The 25,812-nt window shown below is 63.0% G+C and carries 25 protein-coding genes; 10 read left to right on the forward strand and 15 right to left on the reverse strand.

What is annotated here, in order from left to right; all coding sequences use genetic code 11:
- Positions 1-12: 12 nt before the first annotated feature.
- The 4 genes from XH89_RS29990 (at position 13) to XH89_RS30005 (ending at position 3,040) form a co-directional block, all read left to right on the forward strand.
- Positions 13-1,167, forward strand: coding sequence for an alpha-hydroxy acid oxidase (locus XH89_RS29990; protein WP_194463950.1), 1,155 nt, complete (start codon positions 13-15; stop codon positions 1,165-1,167).
- A gap of 151 nt (positions 1,168-1,318) precedes the next feature.
- Complete coding sequence (locus XH89_RS29995; RefSeq protein WP_194463951.1) at positions 1,319-1,552, forward strand: hypothetical protein; 234 nt, start codon at positions 1,319-1,321, stop codon at positions 1,550-1,552.
- A 9-nt stretch (positions 1,553-1,561) separates the two neighbouring features.
- Positions 1,562-1,804, forward strand: a complete 243-nt coding sequence (locus XH89_RS30000) for a hypothetical protein (protein ID WP_194463952.1) — start codon at positions 1,562-1,564, stop codon at positions 1,802-1,804.
- A 249-nt stretch (positions 1,805-2,053) separates the two neighbouring features.
- On the forward strand, positions 2,054-3,040 hold the full coding sequence (locus XH89_RS30005; RefSeq protein ID WP_194463953.1) for a metallophosphoesterase: 987 nt from the start codon (positions 2,054-2,056) through the stop codon (positions 3,038-3,040).
- Here XH89_RS30005 and XH89_RS30010 read toward each other — a convergent pair.
- The 4 genes from XH89_RS30010 to XH89_RS30025 all read right to left on the reverse strand — a co-directional run bounded on the left by XH89_RS30010 (position 3,009) and on the right by XH89_RS30025 (position 6,848).
- Positions 3,009-3,497, reverse strand: coding sequence for a CDP-archaeol synthase (locus tag XH89_RS30010; RefSeq protein WP_194463954.1), 489 nt, complete (start codon positions 3,495-3,497; stop codon positions 3,009-3,011). The two genes, XH89_RS30005 and XH89_RS30010, sit on opposite strands and share 32 nt — an antisense overlap.
- An 89-nt stretch (positions 3,498-3,586) precedes the next feature.
- Positions 3,587-4,567 carry a hydroxymethylbilane synthase gene (gene hemC / locus XH89_RS30015; protein ID WP_194463955.1) on the reverse strand — a complete coding sequence of 327 codons (981 nt, stop codon included), beginning with the start codon at positions 4,565-4,567 and terminating at the stop codon, positions 3,587-3,589.
- 12 nt (positions 4,568-4,579) lie between these two features.
- Positions 4,580-6,205, reverse strand: coding sequence for a GMC family oxidoreductase (locus XH89_RS30020; RefSeq protein WP_194463956.1), 1,626 nt, complete (start codon positions 6,203-6,205; stop codon positions 4,580-4,582).
- A 52-nt stretch (positions 6,206-6,257) separates the two neighbouring features.
- Positions 6,258-6,848, reverse strand: a complete 591-nt coding sequence (locus XH89_RS30025) for a TetR/AcrR family transcriptional regulator (protein ID WP_194463957.1) — start codon at positions 6,846-6,848, stop codon at positions 6,258-6,260.
- 100 nt (positions 6,849-6,948) lie between these two features.
- On the opposite strand from XH89_RS30025, the gene XH89_RS30030 reads away from it, so the two are divergent.
- The 3 genes from XH89_RS30030 (at position 6,949) to XH89_RS30040 (ending at position 9,921) form a co-directional block, all read left to right on the forward strand.
- Positions 6,949-7,314, forward strand: a complete 366-nt coding sequence (locus tag XH89_RS30030; protein WP_194463958.1) for a nuclear transport factor 2 family protein — start codon at positions 6,949-6,951, stop codon at positions 7,312-7,314.
- 329 nt (positions 7,315-7,643) lie between these two features.
- Positions 7,644-9,605: a bifunctional diguanylate cyclase/phosphodiesterase gene (locus XH89_RS30035; RefSeq protein ID WP_194463959.1), complete on the forward strand. Its 1,962-nt coding sequence runs from the start codon at positions 7,644-7,646 to the stop codon at positions 9,603-9,605.
- A 70-nt stretch (positions 9,606-9,675) separates the two neighbouring features.
- Positions 9,676-9,921 carry a hypothetical protein gene (locus tag XH89_RS30040; RefSeq protein WP_194463960.1) on the forward strand — a complete coding sequence of 82 codons (246 nt, stop codon included), beginning with the start codon at positions 9,676-9,678 and terminating at the stop codon, positions 9,919-9,921.
- A gap of 17 nt (positions 9,922-9,938) precedes the next feature.
- Here the strand turns inward: XH89_RS30040 and XH89_RS30045 are convergent, their stop codons facing one another.
- The 4 genes from XH89_RS30045 to pgm all read right to left on the reverse strand — a co-directional run bounded on the left by XH89_RS30045 (position 9,939) and on the right by pgm (position 14,649).
- Positions 9,939-10,919 carry a PDR/VanB family oxidoreductase gene (locus XH89_RS30045; protein ID WP_194463961.1) on the reverse strand — a complete coding sequence of 327 codons (981 nt, stop codon included), beginning with the start codon at positions 10,917-10,919 and terminating at the stop codon, positions 9,939-9,941.
- A gap of 10 nt (positions 10,920-10,929) precedes the next feature.
- On the reverse strand, positions 10,930-11,682 hold the full coding sequence (locus XH89_RS30050; protein ID WP_194463962.1) for a GntR family transcriptional regulator: 753 nt from the start codon (positions 11,680-11,682) through the stop codon (positions 10,930-10,932).
- Positions 11,683-11,685: 3 nt separating this feature from the next.
- Positions 11,686-12,717: a Rieske 2Fe-2S domain-containing protein gene (locus tag XH89_RS30055; RefSeq protein ID WP_371825240.1), complete on the reverse strand. Its 1,032-nt coding sequence runs from the start codon at positions 12,715-12,717 to the stop codon at positions 11,686-11,688.
- A gap of 285 nt (positions 12,718-13,002) precedes the next feature.
- Positions 13,003-14,649: a phosphoglucomutase (alpha-D-glucose-1,6-bisphosphate-dependent) gene (gene pgm / locus XH89_RS30060; protein WP_194463964.1), complete on the reverse strand. Its 1,647-nt coding sequence runs from the start codon at positions 14,647-14,649 to the stop codon at positions 13,003-13,005.
- Positions 14,650-15,062: 413 nt separating this feature from the next.
- Between pgm and XH89_RS30065 the strand changes: the two genes are divergently transcribed.
- The 3 genes from XH89_RS30065 to XH89_RS30075 all read left to right on the forward strand — a co-directional run bounded on the left by XH89_RS30065 (position 15,063) and on the right by XH89_RS30075 (position 17,684).
- Positions 15,063-15,440, forward strand: coding sequence for a cytochrome c family protein (locus XH89_RS30065; RefSeq protein WP_194463965.1), 378 nt, complete (start codon positions 15,063-15,065; stop codon positions 15,438-15,440).
- Between the two features lie 143 nt (positions 15,441-15,583).
- Entirely contained in the window at positions 15,584-16,741 is a 1,158-nt protein-coding gene (locus tag XH89_RS30070; protein WP_194463966.1) for an acyltransferase, read from the forward strand.
- A gap of 94 nt (positions 16,742-16,835) precedes the next feature.
- On the forward strand, positions 16,836-17,684 hold the full coding sequence (locus XH89_RS30075; protein ID WP_194463967.1) for an MBL fold metallo-hydrolase: 849 nt from the start codon (positions 16,836-16,838) through the stop codon (positions 17,682-17,684).
- Between the two features lie 6 nt (positions 17,685-17,690).
- Here the strand turns inward: XH89_RS30075 and XH89_RS30080 are convergent, their stop codons facing one another.
- The 7 genes from XH89_RS30080 to XH89_RS30110 form a co-directional block, all read right to left on the reverse strand.
- Positions 17,691-18,581, reverse strand: coding sequence for an aldose 1-epimerase family protein (locus XH89_RS30080; RefSeq protein WP_194463968.1), 891 nt, complete (start codon positions 18,579-18,581; stop codon positions 17,691-17,693).
- A gap of 233 nt (positions 18,582-18,814) precedes the next feature.
- Positions 18,815-20,128, reverse strand: a complete 1,314-nt coding sequence (locus XH89_RS30085) for a UDP-glucose/GDP-mannose dehydrogenase family protein (protein ID WP_194463969.1) — start codon at positions 20,126-20,128, stop codon at positions 18,815-18,817.
- A 186-nt stretch (positions 20,129-20,314) separates the two neighbouring features.
- Positions 20,315-21,325: an NAD-dependent epimerase gene (locus tag XH89_RS30090; RefSeq protein WP_194463970.1), complete on the reverse strand. Its 1,011-nt coding sequence runs from the start codon at positions 21,323-21,325 to the stop codon at positions 20,315-20,317.
- A gap of 142 nt (positions 21,326-21,467) precedes the next feature.
- Positions 21,468-22,088 carry a hypothetical protein gene (locus XH89_RS30095; protein ID WP_194463971.1) on the reverse strand — a complete coding sequence of 207 codons (621 nt, stop codon included), beginning with the start codon at positions 22,086-22,088 and terminating at the stop codon, positions 21,468-21,470.
- A 142-nt stretch (positions 22,089-22,230) separates the two neighbouring features.
- Positions 22,231-24,435, reverse strand: a complete 2,205-nt coding sequence (locus tag XH89_RS30100) for an AAA family ATPase (RefSeq protein WP_194463972.1) — start codon at positions 24,433-24,435, stop codon at positions 22,231-22,233.
- A 9-nt stretch (positions 24,436-24,444) separates the two neighbouring features.
- Positions 24,445-24,864, reverse strand: coding sequence for a hypothetical protein (locus XH89_RS30105; RefSeq protein ID WP_194463973.1), 420 nt, complete (start codon positions 24,862-24,864; stop codon positions 24,445-24,447).
- A 247-nt stretch (positions 24,865-25,111) separates the two neighbouring features.
- Complete coding sequence (locus XH89_RS30110) at positions 25,112-25,732, reverse strand: transglutaminase-like cysteine peptidase (RefSeq protein ID WP_246767918.1); 621 nt, start codon at positions 25,730-25,732, stop codon at positions 25,112-25,114.
- Between the last annotated feature and the right edge of the window lie 80 nt (positions 25,733-25,812).

Genomic DNA, 25,812 nt, shown 5'->3' on the forward strand with positions numbered 1-25,812 from the left:
CGGAGGCTGGCGATGCGCTTGTCACAGTGTCACAATTTTCACGACTTCCGGCGGCTGGCGCGTTGCCGGCTGCCCGGGCCGATCTTCGATTACATCGACGGTGGGGCGGACGATGAGGTCACCCACCGGCGCAACACGGCGAGCTTCGAGCAATGCGACCTCGTGCCCAACGTGCTGCGCGGCGTGCAAGAGGTCGACCTCTCGGTCACCGTCATGGGGCAGAAGCTTGCGCTGCCGTTCTATTGCTCGCCGACGGCCCTGCAGCGGCTGTTTCACCATCGGGGCGAGCGCGCCGTCGCTGCGGCCGCGGCGCGCTACGGCACCATGTTCGGCGTCTCCTCTCTCGGCACGGTCAGCCTCGAGGAGCTGCGCAAGGCCCATGATACACCGCAGGTCTATCAGTTCTATTTCCACAGGGATCGCGGCCTCAACCGTGCGATGATGCAGCGCGCCAAGGAGGCCGGTGTCGAGGTCATGATGCTGACGGTGGACAGCATCACCGGTGGAAACCGCGAGCGCGATCTGCGGACCGGATTCAGCATTCCCTTCCGTCTGACGCTCGCCGGCATGCTCCAATTCGTGATCAAGCCGCAATGGGGCATCCAGTATGTCACCCACGAGAAGTTCAGGCTGCCGCAACTGGAGGAGCATGTCGACATGAGTGGCGGCGCGGTGTCGATCGGCCGCTATTTCACCGAGATGCTGGATCCGTCGATGAACTGGGATGATGTCGCCGAGATGGTGCGAAGCTGGAACGGGCCGTTCTGTCTGAAGGGGATCATGTCGCCGGCCGACGCGCGCCGCGCGGTCGAAATCGGCTGCGCCGGGATCATCCTGTCGAACCATGGCGGCCGGCAGCTCGACGGTTCTCGCTCCGCCTTCGACCAACTCGCGGAAATCGTCGATGCCGTCGGCGATCGCATCGACGTGATGATGGATGGCGGCATCCAGCGCGGGACCCACATCCTCAAGGCGCTCTCGCTCGGTGCCAAGGCCGTCGGCCTCGGGCGATCCTATCTCTATCCGCTGGCAGCGGCCGGCCAGCCCGGGGTGGAGCGGGCCCTCGGCCTGTTGCGGGCCGAGCTCGAGCGCGACATGAAGCTGATGGGATGCACCTCGCTCGGCCAGCTCTCGCGCGCCAATTTGCGCTTCAAGTCAGCGGCGTGAAACGCCGGCGCGACGGCGCATCAACGGGAGGCGGTCATGAGCAGCCCCTCCCGTCTTCTCCGTATATCCCCCTAGGGTGTCGACCTGAATTTTCTGATGTTTCGTCTCCTGCTATTGGGTGAGCGTGCCCTGCTGATATGGGAGTTGGAACATGACCGACGTTTATTTCCATTACTCCAATGCGGGCGGCTTGTTGATTGATCGAAGCGGCACTGCCGTGGACGACTTGGTGGAGGCATGCGAGCGCGCAGATGGTGTAGTGCGATCGCTCATCATGACAGCGAGCGCGGAAGATTGGCGCAGTTGGGTTCTCCACGTTACCGACAATGACGGCGATCAAATCTTCGACGTGCCGTTCGCAACAGTGCTCGGCAAGCCGCATTAGGAGGGCAACATGCTCGCGCGCACCGGATGCCACTTCGGCGATATTAAATTCATGTTGGACGCTGCAACTCTGCGCGAAGATCTTGCCGTTATGGAAAAGCAAATTCGTTTCAATCCCAACGACCGCGACCTCATCAACAAATATCTGACTTATTCTCGCAAGGTTCGTGAAATTGAATATCGCGAGAACGGTTATGTAACTGCACGGAAATCAGCCAACTCAACAACGCAGCCCGCCAAATCGGCTGCTTAGACAGCTATGACTGCTCTCATTGTCAGAGCTGGCGCGGCGCTCGCCGGAGCTATCTTGCCGGACCTTCACCGTCGCTTTGCTGTTCTCGAGGCTTATCACCTGCCCTGCGCGTGCTAGTCTGGTCATCCCAATCGGGATGCGTGACGCCACTTGCGACAATCGCAGCAACCGCAAAGACAACGCCTTTCGGCTGCAAACGATGCAGTGGCCTGCTGTGCGCGGGCCGAGCCGAGTTGAAAGGGATTGCCCTTGGAACCCTCACAACCCTCCGTCGTTAGCCTTCTCGAGAAGCGACTTGGCAGGCTTCATGCCAGGCAGAGGCTGGGAATCGAGGCCGACCACGAGGCTCAAATATTCGGTCAAGGCCTCAATTTCTTCCATATCGAGAACTGGTATTCGGTGCATTCCCTCATTCGTGGCGTGTTCAAGCTTTCCGGCCTCTACTGGCGCGGGGTGAAGAATGCGGCTGACGTTCGGGTCAACGAGACCGATCTCGTGTTTGCCTCATTACCAAGGGCATTCGAGGGCTTCACTCTGCTGCACATCAGCGACTTGCATGTGGACATGAACAATGCCGCGATGCAGCGCCTGGCGGAGCTTCTTCCGTCGCTCGCGTACGACGCCTGCGTGCTCACGGGCGATTTCCGCGGTGCCACGTTCGGTCCGTTCGATGCGGCCCTGGAGGGTATGGCGAAGATTTGTGCACTGCTGAGAGCGCCAACCTACGGCGTTCTTGGCAATCATGATACGATCCGAATGGTTCCGGCACTGGAGGACCTGGGCATAAGGATGCTCTTGAACGAGTGCGTGCCGATCTCGCGAGGCGACGAGCAGATCTATCTTGCCGGCATCGACGACGCTCATTTTTATCGGGTCGACAGCATTGAGAAGGCTGCCTCGGCCATTCCTCCCGACAGTTTCACAATCATGCTGTCGCACACTCCGGAAATCTATCGTCACGCAGCCCATGCCGGCTTCGACCTGCTCTTGAGCGGTCATACGCATGGCGGGCAAATCTGCCTTCCGGGATCGGTGCCGATCACGCTGGATTCGATGTTGCCCAGGCGGTTTGGGGCGGGACTTTGGAATTATCACCAGATGACCGGCTACACGTCGGTCGGGGTCGGCTCCTCCGTGGTGCCGATCCGGCTAAACTGTCCGCCTGAAATAACACTGCACCATCTTCATTCAGCTCACGCCGACATCAATAAGGGCGATCGCGAATATGCAGCCTGAACATTAGGCGGGAAAGGACAATTTCGCCCAGGAAGAATACGGCGACCACGACGACCACGTCGGTGGTCGATAGCGACAAACGTTTCCAACACATGAGCGCCGGTAGCAACGACTCCGGTACTTGATCGAGCCCCGTGGCCCTGCCGCTTGGCTTTATGCCAAGTCGACGTTTTGTGAAACTCGAAAGCAAGTCTCCGACCATCGCGCCTAGCCCGACTAGAAAGGCGGATGCGAAGTCCAGGCCAAGCAATGGGGACACGGCAGTGGTGACAACAATCGAAAGCAGCAAGCCTCGCAACGTCTTTGAGGCGCCGAACAGCGGGCGCCCGTCAATGAAACGATCCCCTCCGTCAAGAGCGCAGGCGAGGCGGCCTCCAAAGAGGCGCTTTGCAAGCACGGGCACACCATTGGCAACGGCAAGCAAGGTCAGCAACTTGAAAACGGGGAGAATCTGCATCCCAATGCGTATCCTTCCATCCAAGGCGGGTATTCACCCGCTCTTGAGCAAGCACATGGGCCCACGTACCGGGTTGATCAGGTCGTGCCTTACCGCGGCCGGCTACGCTCGATGATCCCGGCGGCCCCTTTGCCCAAGAGGTCCAGTCCGACGCTACGGCCGAGCTCGCGCGGACGGTTGGCGGGGCCTGTGCGCGAGGCTTCGATGATGGTGTTGCCGGAGAGGTCGAGCACGGAGGCGGTGAGCGACATCTGATCGCCCGCGATGGTCGAGAAACCCGCGACCGGCGAGTTGCAATGACCGTTCAGCACCCACAGCACCTCGCGCTCGGCGTCGGCAGAAGCGTGCGCGGCGGGATCGTCGATCGCTGACAGGATTTGTCGGGTCGGCCAGTCCAGCGCGGCGCATTCGACCGCGACGATGCCCTGCCCTGCTGCGGGCAGCATCTCCGCCGCGGTGAACTCATAGGCGATACGGTCGGCGAGACCGACGCGGTCGAGACCCGACCGCGCCATGATCAGCGCGTCGGCCGGCCCGACCGCGCCGCCGTCCGGCAGGCGCTGCTTTTCGCCATTGTCGAGCTTGCGCACGCGCGTGTCGGCGGCGCCGCGGAAGTGGATCACCTCGACCTCCGGAAACAGCCGCCGCGCATAGGCGGCACGGCGCACGGCGTTGGTGCCAATTTTAAAACCTTTGCCGCGGGACTGGCGCAGCGCTTCCAGCGTGACGCCCTCGCGCAGCACCAGCGCGTCGGTGGGCGGATCGCGCGACAGCGTGGCGCCGATGACGAGGCCGGGCGTGTCCTCATTGCCCGGCATGTCCTTCAGCGAATGCATCGCCGCCTGGAGTTCGCCGGCCAGCACCGCGGCGCGGATCTGCGCGACGAAGGCGCCGCCCTTGCCGCCATGGGGCAAGAGCTTGCTGGTCTGGTCGAGATCGCCCGTGGTGTCGAACTTGACGATCTCGACGTCGAGACCCGGCACGGCTGATGTCAGGCGGCGCGCGATCTCTTCCGTCTGGGCCAGCGCCATCGCGCTCTTGCGGGTGCCGATCTTCAGTCGCGTAGCCAAGTCCAAGTGCTCCTATTTCGCGTCCTGCAATATCATATCGGAGGCCTTCTCCGCGATCATGATGATCGGCGCGTTGGTGTTCCCCGAGACGAGGTCCGGCATGATCGAGCCGTCGACGACGCGAAGGCCCTCGAGCCCCCTCACCTTCAGCCGCTGGTCGACCACCGCGAGCGCGTCATTGCCCATACGACAGGTCGAGGTCGGATGGTAGATGGTGCTGCCACGGTCGCGGCAATAATCCAATATCTCGGCGTCCGTGGATACCTTCGCGCCGGGATCGTATTCGCTGACCACGAACGGCTTCAGCGCCGGCGCATTCAGGATCTTGCGCAGGATCTTGATGCCTTCGACGTTGGTGGTGCGGTCGGTCTCGGTCGACATGTAGTTGATGCGGATCTCCGGGGGCACTGACGGGTCCGCGCTCCGGATGCGCAAGGAGCCGCGGCTCTCGGGCCGGAGCTGGCACACCGAGGCGGTGAAGCCGGAGAAATCATGCAGCCGCTCGCCCATCTTGTCGGTCGAGAACGGCAGGAAATGCACCTGGATGTCGGGCGAAGCCAGCCGCGGACTGGTCTTGAAGAACGCTCCGGCCGTGCCGGCCGCGATCGTCAGCCAGCCTTTCCGGAACAGCGCATAGCGCGCGCCGGCCAGCGTGCGGCGGAGCGGATGGTTGACGGTGTCGTTGAGCGTGATCTTCTGCGAGCAACGCATCACGATGCGGACCTGCATGTGGTCCTGCAGGTCGTGGCCGACGCCGGCTGCGTCGAGCACCACCTCGATGCCGTGCTGGCGCAGGAGATCGGCTGGGCCTACGCCGGAGAGCTGCAGCAGCTGCGGCGAGTTGTAGGCGCCACTCGACAGCACGACCTCTTTCCGCGCCCGCGCGCGGCGCACTTGCGCACCTTGCCGGTACGCGACGCCGACGGCGCGGCGGCCCTCGAACAGCACGCGCTGGCCGAGTGCTTCGGTCTCGACCTTGAGATTGCCCCGCGCCTTCGCCGGGCCGAGATAGGCCACCGCCGTCGAGGCGCGGCGGCCGTTGCGCGTCGTGGTCTGGAACAGGCCGACACCTTCCTGCGTGGCGCCGTTGAAGTCGGGGTTATAGGGCAGACCGGTCTCGACCGCGGCATCGATGAAGGCCTTCGACAGCGGATCGGTCACGACCATGTTGGACACCGGCAACGGGCCACCCGCGCCGTGATAGGGATCGGCCCCACGCGACTGGTTCTCGGCCTTCTTGAAATAGGGCAACACGTCGTCATAGCCCCAGCCGGTGTTGCCGAGCTGGCGCCAGCGGTCGTAGTCCTCATGCTGGCCGCGCACGTAGAGCAGGCCGTTGATCGAGCTCGATCCGCCCAGCGTCTTGCCGCGCGGCTGGAACACTTGCCGGCCCTTGAGCTCGGGCTCGGGCTCGGTCTGGTACATCCAGTTGACGGACTTCTCCTTGAACAGCTTGCCGTAGCCGAGCGGCACGTGGATCCAGATGTTGGAATCCTTCGGTCCCGCCTCGAGCAGCAGCACGCTGTGCTTGCCGCCCGCCGACAGCCTGTTGGCGAGCACGCAGCCGGCGGAGCCGGCGCCGACGATGATGTAGTCGAACTCGGGATCAGACGGGGCGAGAGAGGGAGTTGCGTTCATGCGCTGTTTCTTCTTGTTGGCGTGGGCGTTTCCGTTTTCGTCACTAGCACAATCATTCCCGCAGACGCAGCGCCTCGACCAGCGACTTGAACGCACGGGCATATTCCGCGCCCGCCCTTGCGATATCGGCGCGTCCGGCGCAGGCGACCGCGGCCTCCGTCACCGCACCGAGCAGCAGCCGCGCCAGCGGCTCGACCGGCTGCCTGGCGATCAGGCCGGCGTCCATGGCGGCGGCAACGGCGCGCGGCATCTTGCCGCCAAAGTGTTTGGCGTCGATCTCGCGCCAGCGCTCCCAGCCGAGCACGGCCGGCCCGTCGCGCAAAATGATCTGGCCGGTCGGCCCCCGGGCGGTCGCGGCGAAGTAATGCTGCGTGCCGGCGACCATCGCGGCCAGCACATCCTTCTCGGTGCGCGCCGCGCTGTCGATCTCGGCGACGAGATCGCGGGAGACCTGGTCGAACACGGCTTCGAACACCGCCTCCTTGGTCTTGAAGTGATGATAGACCGCGCCCTTGGCAACGCAGGCGGCCTCCGCGATCTCGTCCATGGTGGTGGCAGCAAAGCCTTGCGTCCCGAACAGCCGCCGCGCCGCCGTCAGGATCGCCTCCGATGTCGCCGCCCGCCGCTCCGCCTGTTTCGCCATGGATTTGGTCTAATCGAATTCGCTTCGGGCGGCCAGTTGACTTTTCGACTGGCGGTCGGTATTTACCGACCAACAGTCGGTTTTATCGAGAGGTGCCGCCATGCCGAGCCGTGACGTCGTTGAAGCCTTTGCAAGGCGGCTGGAGAACGGGGAGTTCGTCGAAGCGATCGAGCAGTACTACACGCCCGATGCCGCGACCTATGAGAACAACGCCGCGCCAACGGTCGGCCGCGACAAGCTCGTCGCCAAGGAGCGGGGCGTGCTGGCGGCTTCCAAAGAGGTCAAGGCCGTGCGCGTCGGGCCAAGCCTGATCGAAGGCGACAATGTCGCGAGCCGCTGGATCTTCAGCTTCACCAACGCCGAAGGCGTTACGCGCACGCTGGAGGAAATCGCCTGGCAAACCTGGCGCGGCGACAAGCTGGTCGAGGAGCGGTTCTTCTACGACCCGAAGCAGCTTGGGCGGTGATGACCTCTCCCCGAACACAGGTGTCATCGCCCGGCTTGACCGGGCGATCCAGTACGCCGAGACGTTCGTGATCGAACCGAGACGCCGCGGCGTACTGGATGCCCCGGTCAAGCCGGGGCATGACAGCGGCGTTTCGCGGCGCCATTACGTCGCAGCCTCAACCTGAGACTCCGCATTTATATCGATTTGTTATCGATACCAGCAATTGAACACGCAGAAGTGGTCACAGGACCCGCCGCAAGCGGCGATAATTCATAGTTCGTCAAAGGTTTGCGGCGAATTTTCCCGAGCGAGCCGGACAAACGGCCCATGCTGCTGCAGGCCCTGGAATGCGGACTCAACTGACCAACTATGTCGCGCGGCTGTTCGCCGGCGATCTGTCAGCCTTTGGCGGTCCCGCAACCGACGAAACCGTCGCTGGCCATATCCGGGCCGAACAGATGTCGCTGCTGCTCGGCTATTCGGTCGGCATCATGCTGGCCAATGCCTGCAATGCCACCGTGCTCGCGATTGCGCTGTGGCAATCGCCGAACCGAACCTTCGCATTGATCTGGGCGGTCATCGTGGCCGGCGCCGCGATCGCGTTCGGCCTGCAATCCCATGCTTCGCGCCGGATCACGAAACCGCAATTCGTCTCCCGCCGCGCCATCCATCGGCTGGTGCGCAACGCCTTCGTTCTCGGCGTCGCCTGGGGCATCGTCCCCGTCGCCTTCTTCGCAGAGGCGTCCACCGGCGGCCAGCTCGTCATCACCTGCCTGTGCTCGGGCATGCTGGCCGGCGGCGCGCTGGCCTTTGCCACCATCCCGATCGCGGCCATCGCGTTCACGGCTCCGATCTTCGTTGGCATCGCCATCTGTCTCAGCCGAAACGACGATGTCGCCTTCCTGCTGATCGCCTTTCTCGTCGTGGTCTATGGCAGCGTGCTGCTGCGCGGCGTGTTCGTCAATTCGTTCGCTTTCGCGCGGCGGGTGATGCGCCAGATCGAGGCCGAGCGCACGGTGCGGCGGGACGCGCTGACGCAATTGCCCAACCGCGTCGCCTTCAACGAGACGCTCGATGCCGCCTTGAAACGCCTTGCGCTATCGGGCGAGGAATTCGCCGTGCTGCTGCTCGACCTCGATCGCTTCAAGGAGGTCAACGACCGCTTCGGCCATCCCGCCGGCGACGAATTTCTGGTCCAGGTCGCAAGCCGCCTGCAGCGCTGCACCCGCGCGGCCGAGCACGTCGCGCGCATCGGTGGCGACGAGTTCGCGCTGGTCATGGCCAATCTGACGCGGCCCGAAGATGCGCTCGAGATCGCCGAGCGTTTCGTCGCTGCCTTCAACGAGCCGCTCCTGATCGAGGGCTGCGAGATCTCCGGTGCGACCAGCGTCGGCATCGTGCTGGCACCGCGCGACGGCAACACGCAACTCGACATCATGAAGAATGCGGATGCCGCGCTGTATCGGGCCAAGAAGGCCGGACCGGGCACGATCTGCTTCTTCGAGGAGACCGACGACAAGGCCTCGCGCGACCGCAAGGCGCTGCAGGCGGACCTCGCAGGCGCCGTCGCGCGCAACGAGCTGTTCCTGGTATTCCAGCCGTTCCTTGATCTCGGCGCAAACCGCATCACCGGCTTCGAAGCACTGCTGCGCTGGCAGCATCCCTCGCGCGGCCTGGTGCCGCCGAGCGAGTTCATCTCCATCGCGGAGGAAACCGGGCTGATCCACGAGATCGGCGAATGGGTGATCCGGCGCGCCTGCGCGACGCTGGCCGACTGGCCGGACGACATCCGCGTCGCCGTGAATTTCTCGGCGGCGCAGTTTCACAACGCGAGCATTCTCCAGACCATCGTGCAGGCGCTGGCCGATGCCAAGGTCGCTCCGCGCAGGCTCGAGATCGAGATCACCGAATCGATGCTGCTGTCGAAATACGGTTCGGCCGTATCGATCCTGAACGCGCTGCTGGAGCTCGGCACGACGGTGGCGCTGGACGATTTCGGCACCGGCTTCTCGTCGCTCACTTACCTGCGCAAGCTGCCTTTCAGCCGCATCAAGATCGACCAGTCGTTCATCCGCGACATGCTGGTGCAGCCGGACTGCGCGGCGATCGTGAAGTCGATCATTTCGCTGGCACGGGACCTCAACATCGACGTCGTCGCCGAAGGCGTCGAGACCGCCGACCAGCTCGACTATCTCAGGCAGATCAATTGCGATGAGGTGCAGGGTTATCTGATCGGCCGGCCGGTGTCGGCAGATGGCGTGGAGGCGCTGCTCAAATCGAAAAAGCTGCGGGCGGTTTTCGCGGCGTAGCAAGTGACCCGTTACGGGCCTTCACGGAGTCTGCTAAACTCCTCGGGGCCGCGCATGATGGAGGCATCATATGCAACGTCAGGCCCAATACTGGTTTCCTGCAAAGCGCTACGGTTGGGGTTGGGGCTTGCCAATCACCTGGCAGGGCTGGGCGATCCTGGTCGCCTTCATACTTCTGATCGCCATCGGCGCGGCCATGATCCTCAAGCACTCATTGGCGGAGTTTATTGCCTATGTTGCCGTGCTGACCGCTCTCTTCGCCGGAGTTTGCTGGTGGAAGGGCGAGCCACCGCGATGGCGGTGGGGCGATGAATAGCGTACGCCTCCGCTCCCTCAAACCGCATCCGCCCGCAGCAGCGTGTCCACCGTGATCGTGCCCCGCGCGCGGGAGACGCAGGCACAGATCTTTGCATTGCTCTGCTTCTGGTGGTCGCTGAAGAAGACGTCGCGATGGTCGATCTCGCCGTCGACGGCGACGACGTCGATGGCGCAGAGGCCGCATTCGCCGCGCTTGCAGTCGGATATCACCTCAAAGCCAGCGGCGTTGAGCACGTCGAGCATGGAGCGCTCGCGCGGGATCTCGAGCTCGACGTCGGAGTCCTTCAGGCGCACGCGAAAGGTTTCGGTCGGCAGCGTGCCGCTGGAGCCGAAGGTCTCGTAGCGGAGATCGGCGAGCGGATGACCGGCGCCGATCCAGGCGTGGCGGGCGGCATCGAGCATGCGCATCGGGCCGCAGAACAGCGTCAGCGCGCCTTTCGGCAGCGATGCGAACAGGGCATCGAGATCGAGACGCTTGCCTTCATCGCTGGCATGGACGACCAGCCGGTCGCCGAGCATATCAGCGAGATCGTCGAGATAGGCGGCATCAGCGCGGCTACGCACGGCGTAATGCAGCATCACATCCGCACCACGGCGCGCGAGAGCCTGCGCGGCGCCGAGGATCGGAGTGATGCCGATGCCGCCGGCGATCAGGCAATAGTTTTCACGCTCCCAGTCCACCGCGACGAGCGAAGCCGGCCGGGTAATGTCGAGGCGCGCGTCCGGCGCAAGCTGCCACATGTAGCGCGAGCCACCGCGGGAATCGTCGGCGCGACGCACGGCGATCCTGAAGCCGTGCGGCGAGGCTTCGCCGACCAGCGAATAGGACCGCGTCTCCGGCAGGCCGTCGATGGTGACGCTGACATTGATGTGGCTGCCAACCGGATAGGCGGCACCATCGAACTGGTCGGGCCGGATCAGGAATTCGCGGATGCCGGGCGAAAGATCGCGGGTCGACACCAGCGTTGCGGGAATCCAGGTTTCGATGAAGCGCATGGCGTTGCCCTCAATCGGTTGCGGTCTTGATCAGCGCAAGCGCCGGCAAGAGGTCGAGATGGGTTCGGTTGCGCAGTGCCAGCCGCAGGTTTCGCACCGCAAGCCGGGCATGCTCGCGCATGACAGCTTCAGCGCGCGCGCCCTCGCGGTTCTCGATGGCGTCGATCACCACGCGATGATGCTCCTGCCCGATGATCAGAATCTGCTGCGCCTCAGGCAGCGCCGATTGCGCCATCACGAAACCGCTTGGGGAGGCGAACGGCAGCGCCGAGGCGCGGTCGATCTGCCGGATCAGCGGCGGGCTGCGCGACAGTTCAGTCAGAAGTGCGTGGAAGCGCGCGTTCAGCGTGACATAGGTCGAGAAGGCTTCGATCGAGATCGGCACCTGCCGCAGCAATTCGTCGATTGCGGCGAGACACTCCTTCAGCGGCTCGAGCTCGCGCGCGGAGACGCCGCGCTCGGCGGCAAAGCGCGCGGCGAGGCCTTCCAGCGTGCCGCGCAGCTCGATGGAATCGGAGATGTCGCGCTCCGAGAATGCCTTGACCATGAAGCCGCCGGAGGGAATCGCTTCCAAGAGCCCCTCCTCCTCCAGCCGCACCAGCGCCATGCGCACCGGGGTGCGCGAGGCGCCGGTGGTTTCCACAGCCTGGAGCTCGGAGATGCGCTCGCCCGGCCGCAGACTGCCATCCAGGATCTGGTCGCGCAGCGCCAGCTGCGCCTTCACCGTCTGCGAGACGGAGCGGTCGACCTCACGATCGGCCATGCTCTACTCCGCAGCCTGGAGATGCGTCGGCCCATTTTCCTTCGCCACCATCCTGTCAATCAGCTTGCGCGTCCACATCGCGCCGGCGTCGATGTTGAGGTTGTAGAAGATGCGATCGGGGTTCTCGTCCATCGCGCGCTGCTGCGCTTCGAGGATCAATTCGTCCTCGCGGAAGATGCCGGAGACGCCCTCGCGGATCTCGGTCGTGATGCGCTGCTCGCCGATCTGGTAGTTGCGGACGAAGGCCCAGAAATAATGGCAGGTCTTCTCGGTCTCCGGCGTGATGGTGTTGAGCACGAAGCCGTTGACGCCCTGCGAGCGGTCGCCCTCGGGCGCCCCGGTGCCTGTCGGCGCCACGCCGACGTCGATGGCGATGGTGCACGGCGCCTCGAAGCGGATGATCTGCCAGCGGTCGACGAGGCCGGGCTTGCCGAGCTGCTTGGCCCAGAATGGCGGCGCCTCGATGCCGCGCATCCAGCGCGTCACGGTCACCGTCTTCTCGCCATGGGTGACGTCGAACGGCGCTTCGGCCACCGCGTCATTGCCGATGGAGGAGCCGTGCACGAAGGTCTCGTGGGTGAGGTCCATGAGATTGTCGAGCACGAGGCGATAGTCGCAGTTCACACGAATGGTCTTGCCGTCGCCGGCCCAGGCCGGATCGTGGTTCCAGTGCATGTCGGGCACGAGCGCGGGATCCGCGAGTGCAGGATCGCCCATCCAGAGCCAGATGTAGCGATGGCGCTCGACCACGGGATAGGCGCGCACGCAGGCCGACGGATTGATGGTCTCCTGCGAGGGCATGAAGGTGCAGCGTCCCTGCGCATTGTATTTCAGGCCGTGATAGCCGCAGACGACGGTGTCGCCTTCCAGCCGGCCCTTGGACAGCGGCACCAGGCGATGCCAGCAAGCATCCTCCAGTGCGGCCACCGAGCCGTCGGCTTTGCGATACATCACGACGTGCTTGCCGCAGATCGTCCGCGGCAACAGCGCCGGCTTCACCTCGGCATCCCAGGCGGCGGCGTACCAGGCATTCATGGGAAAGGGTTTTGTCACCGGCGATCCTCCTGAGCTTCTGTATGCGTTCTGTATACAATATAGGAAGGTGAGAATCTTTCAAGACTGGTTTTTACGTACTATAACACCTACAACCTATAATATGTATACATTCCGACAAAAAACTGGGGAGGCAATGTCATGGCCGGGCTTGTCCCGGCCATCCACGCATCGCCGCCTGGCACCAAGAACGTGGATGCCCGGGACAAGCCCGGGCATGACAGCCTCTCGCGAGTATAGAGATGGTGCGGTTCTGCGCGTCGGCAGTTACGCCCCGAACACCTTCGCCAAACCGGCCTGGGCTTCTTCCTGAATCCGCTTCAGGTGATCGGTGCTGCGGAAGCTTTCCGCGTAGATCTTGTAGACATCCTCGGTGCCGGAGGGGCGTGCCGCGAACCAGCCGAAATCAGTCTCGACCTTGATCCCGCCGAACGGCTGGCCGTTGCCGGGCGCCTTGCTCAGCGTTGAGCGGACGGGATCACCGGCGAGGTCCTTGAGGCCGAGTTGTTCGGGCGTGACGGATTTCAGGATGTTCTTCTGCGGCCCGGTCGCGGCAACGTCGATGCGGGCGTAGTGTGGCATGCCGAACTCGGCGGTGAGATCATTGAACAGCTGGCTCGGATCGCGGCCGGTCTTGGCCATGATCTCGGCTGCGAGCAGGCCGAGGATGATGCCGTCCTTGTCGGTGGTCCACACAGAGCCGTCGCGGCGCAGGAACGAGGCGCCCGCACTCTCCTCGCCGCCGAAGCCGAAGCTGCCCGTGAGAAGACCGTCGACGAACCATTTGAAGCCGACCGGCGTCTCGACCACCTTGCGGCCGAGCTTCTTGGCAACGCGGTCGATGATCGAGCTCGACACCACGGTCTTGCCGATTGCGGCGTCCTTGCGCCAGTTCGGGCGGTGCGCGAACAGATAGGAGATCGCGGTCGCCAGATAATGGTTGGGATTCATCAAGCCGCCGGTGCGCGTCACGATGCCGTGGCGATCGGCGTCGGTGTCGTTGGCGAAGGCGACGTCGAAGCGGTCGCGCATCGCGATCAGGCTCGCCATCGCGTAAGGAGACGAGCAATCCATGCGGACCTTGCCGTCCCAGTCCACGGTCATGAAGCGGAAGGTCGGGTCGATCGCCTCGTTCACCACGGTGGCCTTGAGGCCGTAGCGCGCGATGATCGGATGCCAGTAATGCACGGCGGCACCGCCGAGCGGATCGATGCCGATGTTGATGCCGGCGGATTTGATCAGCTCGAGATCGACGACATTGCCGAGATCGGCGACGTAAGGCGTGATGAAGTCGTAGGCATGGACGTTCGACGATTTCAGCGCCTTGGCGTAGTCGATGCGCTTCACGCCCTTGAAGCCGTCGGCGAGATAGGCATTGGCGCGTTTTTCGACCACGGAGGTGGCGTCGGTGTCGGCCGGGCCGCCATGCGGCGGATTGTATTTGTAGCCGCCATCCTCGGGGGGATTGTGCGAAGGCGTGATGACGACGCCGTCGGCAAGGCCTGACGTACGGCCCTTGTTGTGGGTCAGGATCGCATGCGAGATCACGGGCGTCGGCGTGTAGCCGCCGTCCTTGTCGATCATGACCTCGACGCCGTTCGCCGCGAACACTTCCACGGCGCTGGCAAGCGCCGGCTCGGCCAGCGCATGGGTGTCGATGCCGATGAAGAGCGGACCGGTCAGGCCCTTCTCTTTTCTGTAGTCGCAGATCGCCTGCGTAGTGGCGAGAATATGGCCCTCGTTGAAGGTATTCTTGAGCGAGGTGCCGCGGTGGCCTGATGTCCCGAACGCCACCCGCTGCGCCGGATCCGACACGTCCGGCTTGTTGGCGAAATAGGCCGTCACCAGCCTTGGAACATTGGCAAGCGCGCTCGGTGCAACCGGCTTACCCGCCGCGGGATCGACTTCTGCCACTTCAACTCTCCGTCCTTCAAACGACAGCCTGGAGCTTTTCCGTTCCGACAGAATCGGAACGGAAGCTCTAGATTCTTGTTTTGACGCGTTTTCTTCGCGCGAACCGGTATCCAACTCGCTGGAAAACGCTTCAGAACACCATACCATCGACCGGCTCATCGCCAAGCCGCTTGCCGGACCGGGGCGATGTCACACTTCGGTCAAAGTCCCACCGACAACGCCCATCCTGCACAGGACGATCCATCGCGATTGCAGAAGACGGCCTCGTACTTTGGTGCCGGATGGCCATTGATGCAGAACAAAGAATCCCCGCGTGCGCTGAGGCACGCTGCCTCCCGTTTGATCAAAAAGCCAGTGCTTGCAGGAACAGGCTTGCAGGGCAGTCGGCGGATTTCGCTGGGGAGTAGCCAAAGATGACTGGACGTCCGATCGTGCTCATGCTGGCCCTAGCCGCATCATCCTTGACCCTGACGCCGGCCTCCGCCGCAGATTCGGCCGCGGGCAAGGCCATCTTCGAACGAACCTGCGAGAATTGCCATGCGGTGGTGATCGGCGTGAACAAGGTCGGCCCAAGCCTCTGGAATGTCCTCGACCGCAAGCCAGCCGCCATCCCTGACTTCGCCTATTCCGATGCAATGAAGGCCAACAAGCAGCCCTGGACCTCGACCGCGCTGGATACCTACCTCGCCGACCCCCGCGGCGACGTCCACGGCGTCAAGATGTTCTTTAAGGGGCTGCCGAACGCCGCAGACCGCGCCAACGTCATCGCCTATCTTCAGACGCTGAAATGAGGTGTCGCGGCGGACGCCGGAGAATCGTCCGCCGTAAAGGCTGGTTAACGTAAAGAAAGGCTTTCGCTTCGGTTTGGCCGGCTGCGCCTCTATGGTTTTCGCATCGCAAGCGCGAGAGAAACGCGAGACCCAGGAGCGGCGTGATGCAGGGGCAGACCCGATTGGCTGCCGGCCGGACCGACACAGGCGGAACGCCGTTCGGTCGTTCGCACAGCCTCGACTTCCTGCGCGGTCTTGCCATCCTCGGCGTGATGGCGATCCACGTTTCGCAATCCTTTCCGTCAAACATCCACGCCGTCGATTACGCCTTCTTGTGCGGCTGGACCGGCGTCAACGTGTTCTACTTCGTCAGCGCCATGACGATGTGCCTGATGTGGACGCAGCGCAGTGAGGCGAACCCGACGCGCAAATTCTACATCCGCCGCTTCCTGCGGATCGCGCCGCTGTTCTGGCTCGCGATCCCGGTCTACCTGTTCATCAACGGCACGGGACCGAGCTACAATGCGCCTGACGGCATCGGGCCGCATCAGATCATCCTGACCGCGACATTCTTGCACGGCTTCTGGCCGGACAGCATCAACAGCGTCGTGCCGGGCGACTGGTCGATCGCGGCCGAGATGATGTTCTATCTCGTCTTCCCGTTCGTGATCATCGCATTCGGGTCGCGCCGGCACCTGTATCTTGCCCTGGCGATCGTGCTGCATCTCGTCAATGTCTGCCTGTTCAAGCCGTTGGCGTTCGCGCTGTTCTCTGCCTATTACGGGCCCGGCCACGAAGCCTTCGTCTGGAACGCCCTGCACATCAGCTTCCTGAACCAGCTGCCGATCTTCCTGGTCGGCTGCGCGCTATTCTTCGCGCTGCGCGACGGCTTTGCGAGGTCCGATGCCGCGTTCCTGGCCGCCTTCATCGCACTGTCCTTCGTGGCCGACCGCGCGACCGGGTCGCACGAGTTCAACTATCTCGCGATCAATCTCGTGCTCGGCGCATGCGTGTTCTGGTGCATCCGCCTGGCACTCCGCCTGCAGCCGATCGAGGCGCTCGGCCGCAATTCCTATTCGATGTATCTGTCGCATTTCGCGGTGATCTACGGTCTGCATCACGTGTGGCCGTTAGCCGACGGGCTGGCCTCGCTGCTGCTCGCCTATGTGGTTACTGCCGCGCTGAGCTATCTCGTCGCGCGCGCGACCTGGCATCTGGTCGAACGGCGCGCCCAGGATCTGGCGCATCGCCTGACGTCGCCCGGATCGATCCGCCCGGCCATCCAGCCGACCATGGCCGCACACGCGACAGGCCTGCGCTGAGCGCGCTGTTCCCGCGGCCCGATCCGGCTTGCCTGGCGGCTGACTTCGAACCTAGTGTGACTCAAATCGAAGGCTTCACACTGGAGTAGACGCCATGGAAGTCATTCTGCTCGGTACCGGCGGCCCGCGCCCGGACCCGCGTCGCATGGCGACGACCACGCTGATCAGGCTCGGCGAGGAGAACATCCTGTTCGATGCCGGCCGCGGCGTCATGCTGCAGCTGAGCAAGGCCGGCGTGCCGCTCGGTGCCATCAACACGGTCTTCCTCACGCACCACCATTTCGACCATATCGGCGACCTCTACGACGTGATGCTGAATTCGTGGATGCACGGCCGCAAGGACGCTCTGCGCATCTTCGGGCCACCCGACACCGAACGGCTCGTCAACACGCTGGTCACGCAGGTCTACGACAAGGACATCGCCTGGCGCGACCAGGGCGAGCCGACCTTCGGCGGCTGGAAGCCGGTCGTCGCAACGGACATCATTCCCGGTCCCGTCCTCGACACCGGGCGCTGGAAGATCAGCGCCGAGCTCGTCTCGCATGGCGACGGGCTCGACATGTCGCCGGCGTTTCTCGCGCGCTGGATGTGTCTCGGCTACCGTTTCGAGGCGGACGGCAAGGTCATCGCGATTTCCGGCGACACGGTCCCCTGCCCCGGCCTCGAGCGGCTGGCCGAGGGAGCCGACCTGCTTGTGCAGGTCTGCTTTCTGGCCACGCCGGAGATCAACAACGACCATTTGCGCCGGCTTGCGAAATTCACGATCGCCTGCGGCGACACGGTCGGCAAGATCGCGGCCAAGGCCGGCGTGAAGAAGCTCGCGCTGACCCATCACCGGCCGCGCACCGACGATGCCATGCTGGAGGCACTGCTTGCCGATGTTCGCAAAGACTATTCGGGTCCCGTCATCATTGGCGAGGACCTTACGCGGATCGAGGTCTGAGCGCCGTCAGGACGATCCAACCTCGATCCGGAACGACAACTGCTCTTCAGCGCCGGGCGCAATGTGCATCAGGCCCGGCTTGTCGATGAATTCGCCGTCAAAGCCGGCGGGGCTGGCATAGCCGCGCCAGGGCTCGATGCAGACGAACGGCGCGCCCGACGGTTTCGACCAGACGCCGAGCTCGCGAAAGCCGCGCCATGACATCTTGAGCCAGGGCCCGGTCGACGCCCCTTCCACCGCGGCGTAGCGGACCGTGTTGCTCTCGATCCGGTCGAAGATGATGGCATCATCGACGAACAGGGCTTCGGACAAAGGCAATACTGTGCCTTTGACCGGGCTTGGCTCGGCTGCCGCACGCAGCAGCCCGCCATCGAGACGCCGAACCGGAGCGGCCTCCGCCTTCGCAAAGGTCAGCGCGTAGCTTTCCTTGGGCGCGCCGGGCTGCGCCGGCCAGTTGAAAGCGGGATGGCCACCGAGCGAGGCCGGCAATGTCTCCTTGCCGGTGTTGGCGATCGTCAGCGCAAAATCGAGACCGGTGTCATCGATCGCATAGCTGGCCGTCAGGCGGAACGCGAACGGATAGAGCGCGCGTGTCCTCTCGTCGTCTTCGAGCACCAGCGCGCAACGGTTTTCGCCGCGCTCGGTCCACGCAAAGCGGCTGTCACGCGCAAAGCCATGCTGCGTCATCCGGTACGTCTTGCCCCGGTGCCTCAACTCGTCGTTGGCGAGACGTCCGACGATCGGAAACAGCAGCGGCGCGTGGCGCGGCCAGGCCGGCCCCGCCTGCCAGATGAACTCGGTGCCGCCGCCATCCGTCAGCGAGCACATCTCCGCGCCCTCCGCCTTGATGGTCGCGGCAAGCCCGCCACTGCGGATCGTGTGCGTGTCGTCGGTCATGACCGTCTCCATTGCGGCAACAAGGCCGACGGCCCGAAGGACCGTGGCTTCATGCGCATGGACCATACCGCATGACAAACCGTTTCGCTCGCCTGGAAACCAGCGAAAAGTCGCAGCTCAGCAGCGCAGCGTAGCGCTAAAGCGTGATGCGATCAGGATGAATCGTCATCGCGCTTTAGGTTATTGGTTGAGCATGCTTCGGAAAACCGCTGCGCACTTTTCCGGATCATGCTCTAGGCTTGAGACGACCGCCCCACGCTCTCATAAATGAAGCCGGCTGCAGCCATCTCTTCGGGGCGATAGATGTTGCGAAGATCGACGACGACGGGCTGCGCCATGGTCCCCTTCAACCGGTCGAGATCCAGCGCGCGGAACTGCACCCATTCGGTGACGATGACTATTGCGTCGGCGCCTTGTGCGCAGGAATAGGCATCTTCGCAATAGGTGATGTTGGGCAGCTCGCTCTTGGCCTGCTCCATGCCGACCGGATCGAACGCCTTCACCTTCGCGCCCATGTCGAGGAGGCCTGTGACCAGCGGGATCGACGGCGCATCGCGCATGTCGTCGGTGTCGGGCTTGAAGGTGAGGCCGAGCACCGCGATGGTCTTGCCGCGCAAGGAGCCGCCGAGCGCCTGGCTCACTTTGCGCGCCATCGCGCGCTTGCGGTTCTCGTTGACCGCCAGCACGGATTCGACGATGCGCAACGAGACGTCGTAGTCCTGCGCGATCTTGATCAGCGCTTTGGTGTCCTTGGGGAAACAGGAGCCGCCGAAGCCGGGACCGGCGTGCAGGAACTTGGTGCCGATGCGATTGTCCAGGCCAATGCCGCGCGCGACCTCCTGCACATTGGCGCCGACCTTCTCGGAGAGATCGGCGATCTCGTTGATGAAGGTGATCTTGGTCGCCAGGAAGGCGTTGGCGGCGTATTTGATCATCTCGGCGGTGCGGCGCGCGGTGAACATCAGCGGCGCCTGGTTCAGCGACAGCGGCCGATAGACGTCGCCCATCACCTTGCGGCCGCGCTCGTCGGAGGTGCCGACCACGACGCGATCGGGGAATTTGAAGTCGCGGATCGCCGCGCCCTCGCGCAGGAACTCGGGATTGGACGCGACCACGACGTCCGCCTTCGGATTGGTCTCGCGGATGATGCGCTCGACCTCGTCGCCGGTGCCGACAGGCACGGTCGACTTCGTCACCACCACGGTGAAGCCCGACAACGATTGCGCGATCTCCTTCGCGGCGGCGTAGACATAGGAGAGATCGGCATGGCCGTCGCCGCGGCGCGAGGGCGTGCCGACGGCGATGAACACGGCATCGGCATCCGCAACCGGCTGCGACAGATCAGTGGTGAAGCTCAGGCGCTTGGCCTTGACGTTGGTCGCGACCAGTTCGTCGAGGCCCGGTTCATAGATCGGGATTTCACCGCGATGAAGCGCCGCGATCTTCCTCTCGTCCTTGTCGACACAAACCACGTCGTGGCCGAAATCAGCAAAGCAGGCCCCGGACACCAGTCCCACGTAACCCGTGCCGATCATCGTGATGCGCATGAAAAACTCTTTCCGTTGAAGACGGATGTTCCACCGAACACCCTAGACCAATTCTCTATCCGGTCGCACGCCCAACATTAGGGCAGACTGCTTCGCGAACCGAATAAACCTTAGCCGCCGCGAATGACGAGCGAACTACTCCGGCCTCGGGCCGAGCAGCTTCTGCCTAGCCGTTCGATTGGGCGACTACACGCGGTGATACTTTCGATACCATTCGACGAAGCGGGCGAGGCCTTCCGCGATGGGCGTCGACGGTGCGAAACCGACGTCGCGCTGGAGCGCGGAAATGTCGGCGCGTGTTTCCAGGACGTCACCGGCCTGCATCGGCAGGAATTGGCGGATCGCAGGCTTGCCGATGAGCTTCTCCAGCGTCTCGACGAACTCGAGCAACTTGACCGAGCGGTTGTTGCCGATGTTGTAGACACGATACGGCGCATAGCTCGACGAGTTTTCCGGCCGTTCGGCGTTCCACGCAGGATTTGGCGCGGCGGGCCGATCGAGGGTGCGGATCACGCCTTCGACGATGTCGTCGATATAGGTGAAGTCACGCCACATATCGCCATTGTTGAAAATCTTGATCGGCTCGTTCGCGAAGATCGCGCGCGTGAACAGATAGGCGGCCATGTCGGGCCGGCCCCAGGGACCGTAGACGGTGAAGAAGCGAAGACCGGTCACCGGCAGCTTGTGAACATGCGCAAACGTATGCGCCATCAGCTCGTTGGCCTTCTTGCTGGCGGCATAAAGGCTGACCGGATGGTTCACCGATTGCTCGGTCGAATACGGCAAGGTGCGATTGGCACCATAGACGGAACTCGACGAGGCATAGACCAGATGCGCCAGACCGTGGCGCCGGCCGGCCTCGAGCACGGTGACGAAGCCGTCACAATTGGCGCGGATGCTGGTGATGGGATCGTCGATCGAGGCGCGGACGCCGGGTTGCGCCGCGAGGTGCACGACGCGATCCGGCGCAGCTTCGTCGAAGACGCGAGTCACCGCGGCAAAATCCGCAAGGTCGATCTCGTGAAAGCTGAAGCCGGGAAGATGCTTGAGCTTTTCGAGGCGCGCGCGCTTGAGCGCCGGATCGTAATACGGCGTGATCGCGTCGATACCGACGACCTGTTCGCCACGCGCCAACAGCCGCTCACAAACGTGCATTCCGATAAAGCCGGCAGCGCCGGTCACCAGCACAGGGGCCAAGGCCACACTCTCCGCTGTTGCGTTCTTCTGCACTGCAATGCCAGACTGGACCAGCAGAGGCAAGGCTTCAAACCTGCGCGAGCCGCGCCTTCGGCAATCGTGACAGAGTCACGAAGACGACGCGTCGGCGCCGCACCAGAAGTCAGGCGCGCTGGCCTGAGGGAACAGGAAAGCAGGGATGCGAAATCGTGAGTCCGCGATCCCCAGCGTAGCGGCGAAACACCAGCCGCACCTCTTCCGGCTGGCTGCACATCCTGCCCAGCAACACCGCCTGCGTCGACGACGAGGCGGCCTGATAGATGACAACGGCCGTGGTGAGCTGTCGGGCATCGACAATATCGACGAAATCATCGAGCGTCTGTTGCTTGAGCTTTTCAGGCAGGAAGCCATACGCCCGCAACGCAAGAGGCGCGCGGAACAGCTGCACCCACATCTCGTGTGGCGCAAAAGCGTAGGACTGGGTCAAATAGGAAATCGCCTTTGGACCAAAGCCGAGCGTGCGGGTTTCCGCCCAATAGAGCGCCAACCAGCCTATCGATTCCGAAGGTGAGCAGGCGATCAGCTGCTTGGCCGCATCCGTGACGTTCGGCAGCCTCACATCCATGGCGGCCGCGTCGCCGGCTTCGAAGGCATTGCTCAGCAGCCGCAGCTGAATCAAAAGCACATTGCGTCTCAGCTTCGGATCGCAGAGCCCGCCCGCATCGTTGCTGACACGGGCCACGATCTGGTCGAGCGCCGTGCCTTCGTAGCGCTCGCCGCGCATCAGATGCGACGCAAGATCCTGCAAGGTCGGGCGGAACGTATAGCTTGCGATCGATGTCAGCCAAGCCAGCGCCATCACCACGAGGACGGCGTTCAGAATGGCGACCGAGATCACCACCGGCCGTCGCCCGACAGGCGGTACGTCAGCTCTTCTCAATGTAGTAGTCGGAATAGTGGCGCCCCTTATACGACTCAATCCGCTTCAGTGTTTTCGGATTGGCTCTATTGAGGACGATTCCGACGATCTTGCTCTTGAAGACTTCCAGGTCCATGAGCGACTCGTGGACCGCAGCCCGGCGCGTCTTGCCCCATTCGACGACGTAGACGATGGCATCGATCAAATGCCCAGCCGCCTTGACGTCCGTCACCGGCAGCACGGGCGCCAGATCCACGAAGATATAGTCATATTGCTTGCGGGCGGACCTGAGGAAATCGGCCATCGCGGAAGAAGCGAGCAGATCGGCGGAATTGACCAACCTTGCCTGCACGACCGAGGGCAGGAAATTGAGCTTCGAGTGGCGGTCGACCTGGACGTGCCGCTCGAACTGGTTTGGCTCCGAAAGAGCCTCGACCAATCCGGTCTTGGCGCCGGGCGCAAGCTTGCGCGTCAGAGCTCGCGTGTGCAGGTCGCCGTCGATCAGCAGCGTGCGGTGTCCCGTGAGCGACGCCAGATGAGCGAGGTTGGCCGCGACCGTCGTCTTACCTTCCTTCGGAAGCGACGACACAATCGCGATGACATTGGTCTCTCTCGACAAGCGCGCGAGGTCGACCGCCGTCTTCACGTTCCGCAGCGTCTCTGCATAGCGCGAGAACGGGTGCTCCAGAGCATATCGGGCGAGGGCTGCATCCGAAGAGGAACCATCCAGCCTGTCCGAATGAATTTCGGGCAGCGTTCCGAGGCACTGGAGCGCGGTCTCGCCTTCCACTTCCACGGGGGTTCGCAGCACCTCGGTCAGCAGCTCCTTGGCGACAGCCCCACCTACGCCGAAACACAACCCACCGACCAGGCCGCCGAGCAGGAGCAGACCGATCCTCGGCCAGCTCTTCTTGTCCGGCTTTTGCGCCGTGCTGATGATTCGCGCTTCACTGATCGGGAAGCTCTGGTTCTGCGTGGCTTCCTGGAGTTGCTGGAGGAAGTTGTTGTACAGGGTCCGATAGGTATCGGCGGCGCTTTCGAGATTGCGCAGCTTCACCTGGGCCTGGCTCGCGCTGCTGGATTCGCTGACGAGCTTGTTCAGATCGCCTTCGAGAGAGGTCTCTCTGCTTCGCGCGATCTCGTAATCGCTCTTGTAGGCATCGGCGATCCGCTTGACTTCGTCCTTGATGGCCCGCCGCAGCTCCTGCATCCGCGAAGCCAGGTTGACCGATGCCTGGTGGTCCTTGCCGTACTTGCTGGACCAGTCGGCATATTGGGCGGCGAGATCGAGATATTGTGCCCGCAGACGCGTGATCACCGTATTGTTCAGCGCATCGGTGACGGTGGGCTGAGCGAGATCCTGATCGGTGATCGCATTGATCCGGTCGAGGCGCGCCTTGGCCTCGGCCGTCGCGGCCCGGGCCTGAATCAGCTGAGTGTTGACGTCGGACAATTGCTGCTCACTCATGAGCCCCTTGCTGGTTCCGACGATATTGTTCTCGGCCTTGAAGGTCTGGACCGCGCGGTCGGCGTCCATGGCCTGCTGCTGCAGCTCGGCGCTTCGCCGCTGCAACCACTCGCTCGCCCGTTTCGTCGACTGGTACTTGGCTTCCAGAACGCTGACCATGTAGGCGTCGGACAGACCGTTGGCGATACGCGCCGCCTTGTCCGGATCCGTGGACTTGAACGACAGGGTCAGAACATAGGTCACGCCGACCCGCTCGACCTTCAGATTCTTCTTCAACGCGGCGACGACCATCCGCTTGACGAAGTCCGTGGACTCGGGCTCGGCAAGCCCGAGCGCGCTGATGACGGCGCCGATGATGTGAGAGAATATGTCGCCTTCAACATATTCCGGGTCGCTCGTCAGATTCATGGAATCGACGATCGACCGGACGAGATCGTCGGACTGGAGAATTTCAACCTGGCTTTCCACGAATCCGGGATCGATCAGGGTGCTATTGGCGTCCGTGGACTTGCTCAGAAGCTGCGCCTGGCGTGTATCCACCAGAATGCTGACCGAGGCCGTGTAGTAAGGGGTGGCCGTCAGCGAGTACGCCACAACCAGGGCGAGACAGCAGCCGACAACGGTGGCAATCAGCGGCCACTGCCGACGCACGATATCCACCGCGCGCTCGAACGTTAGCACGGCCGTATTGAACTGGAGCGTCAGAGGCTGGCCAGGCTCAAAGTTATTGCGAGGCTGATACATGTTTCACTTTTATCGCGGAATCTCGAGAGGAAGCGGAACGGGAGCGAATGGGTCGGCGACGTCGGTACCCCACTCACCGTCGAACAATGGATTGGACCGATTCACGGGCGGGCTCTGCACGGGAATCTGGGGCGTCGTCTCGGAATCGACCGAAGCATAGCCCGCGCTCACCGAGGAATCCTGCAAGCTTCGCGTGAAGTCGATGATGTTTTGCACCGCTTTCGGATCGACAGGGCCGCAATGCTGAGCGGCGCGGGCCATGCCACTGCCAATCGCGGCGCGATTTGTCGTCGGCGTGAGCTGCACCAACTTTTTGATCGCGGGCAGAAGATCCGGATCACTCGCCAGATACTCGGTCACCTTCTGCTCGATCTTTGATCGATCATTCTTCGCGTACTTCAACAAATGTTCCGGATCGTCCGCGAACAAGCGGAGCTCCAGGGACGGAGTTCGCAACAGAAGCGGCAAACAGCCAGCCGCCGTGGCCGGCGAAAGACCGACCACGGCGAACAAGAACGCTAGCACAAAGCGTGCCATCATGAGGGCTCACCCAAAGTGAGCCAGGATCGACAGCTCCAAGACGCCAATTGATCTCACCGTAATATCTGTCCGAGGACGCTCGTTACCGGACAAATACGGCAAGTCTTTGTGCGATGCAAAAAGATTTGCGTCTTGTCTAGTTTGAGCCGTCCTTCGCGCTTCCGAGTTCCGCAAAATCGCGGCGATCCTGCTTGGCAATGGATACCCAGAAGCGAGGATTTTCACCCGACTCCATCGACACCCACTGGTAGTCCACGCCGGACCATTTGCGAACGTCCGAGGCAAGATTGTCTAAGATGTAGTCGCCGTCTTGCAGTCGCGCGACCAACACCAGATGGCCTCCGGCCGGTGCATAGACGACCGCCAGACGCAGCGCGCTGGCAGGCCAACCCTTCGCAATGAGCATATGCCGCTTCGTCACGGCATAGTCGTTGCAGTTTCCCGATGTCGGCGAGATCGCCCAACGCGCCTGCATCGGATTCGTCGATTTGGCGACCGGGTGAATGCTCTCGTTCACCGTCGCATTCACCTCGGTCAACATCGCGAAGGCCGCATCCCGCGCCGGCAGCTGGGCCTCCGGCGAGCTCAACTCGCACTCGGCGGGATTGTTCATGCAGAACTTCACGAACTGGAGCGGAGCCAGAACGTTCTGCGCTTCCTTCAGGAATGAAGGGGCCGTCGCCTGCTCTGCCGCGTAGCACGGCATTGAAAGCCCAACGACGAGCCACGCCGCAATCAGATGCCGTTTCATCACCACCTCCAACGAAACAATTCGATGGATCGACCGTAGTGCCGAAACTTCTCAGCCCGATTGCGCAATTTCGTAAAATTGCACCT

It is taken from the genome of Bradyrhizobium sp. CCBAU 53340 (genome assembly GCF_015291645.1).
Taxonomy (GTDB): domain Bacteria; phylum Pseudomonadota; class Alphaproteobacteria; order Rhizobiales; family Xanthobacteraceae; genus Bradyrhizobium.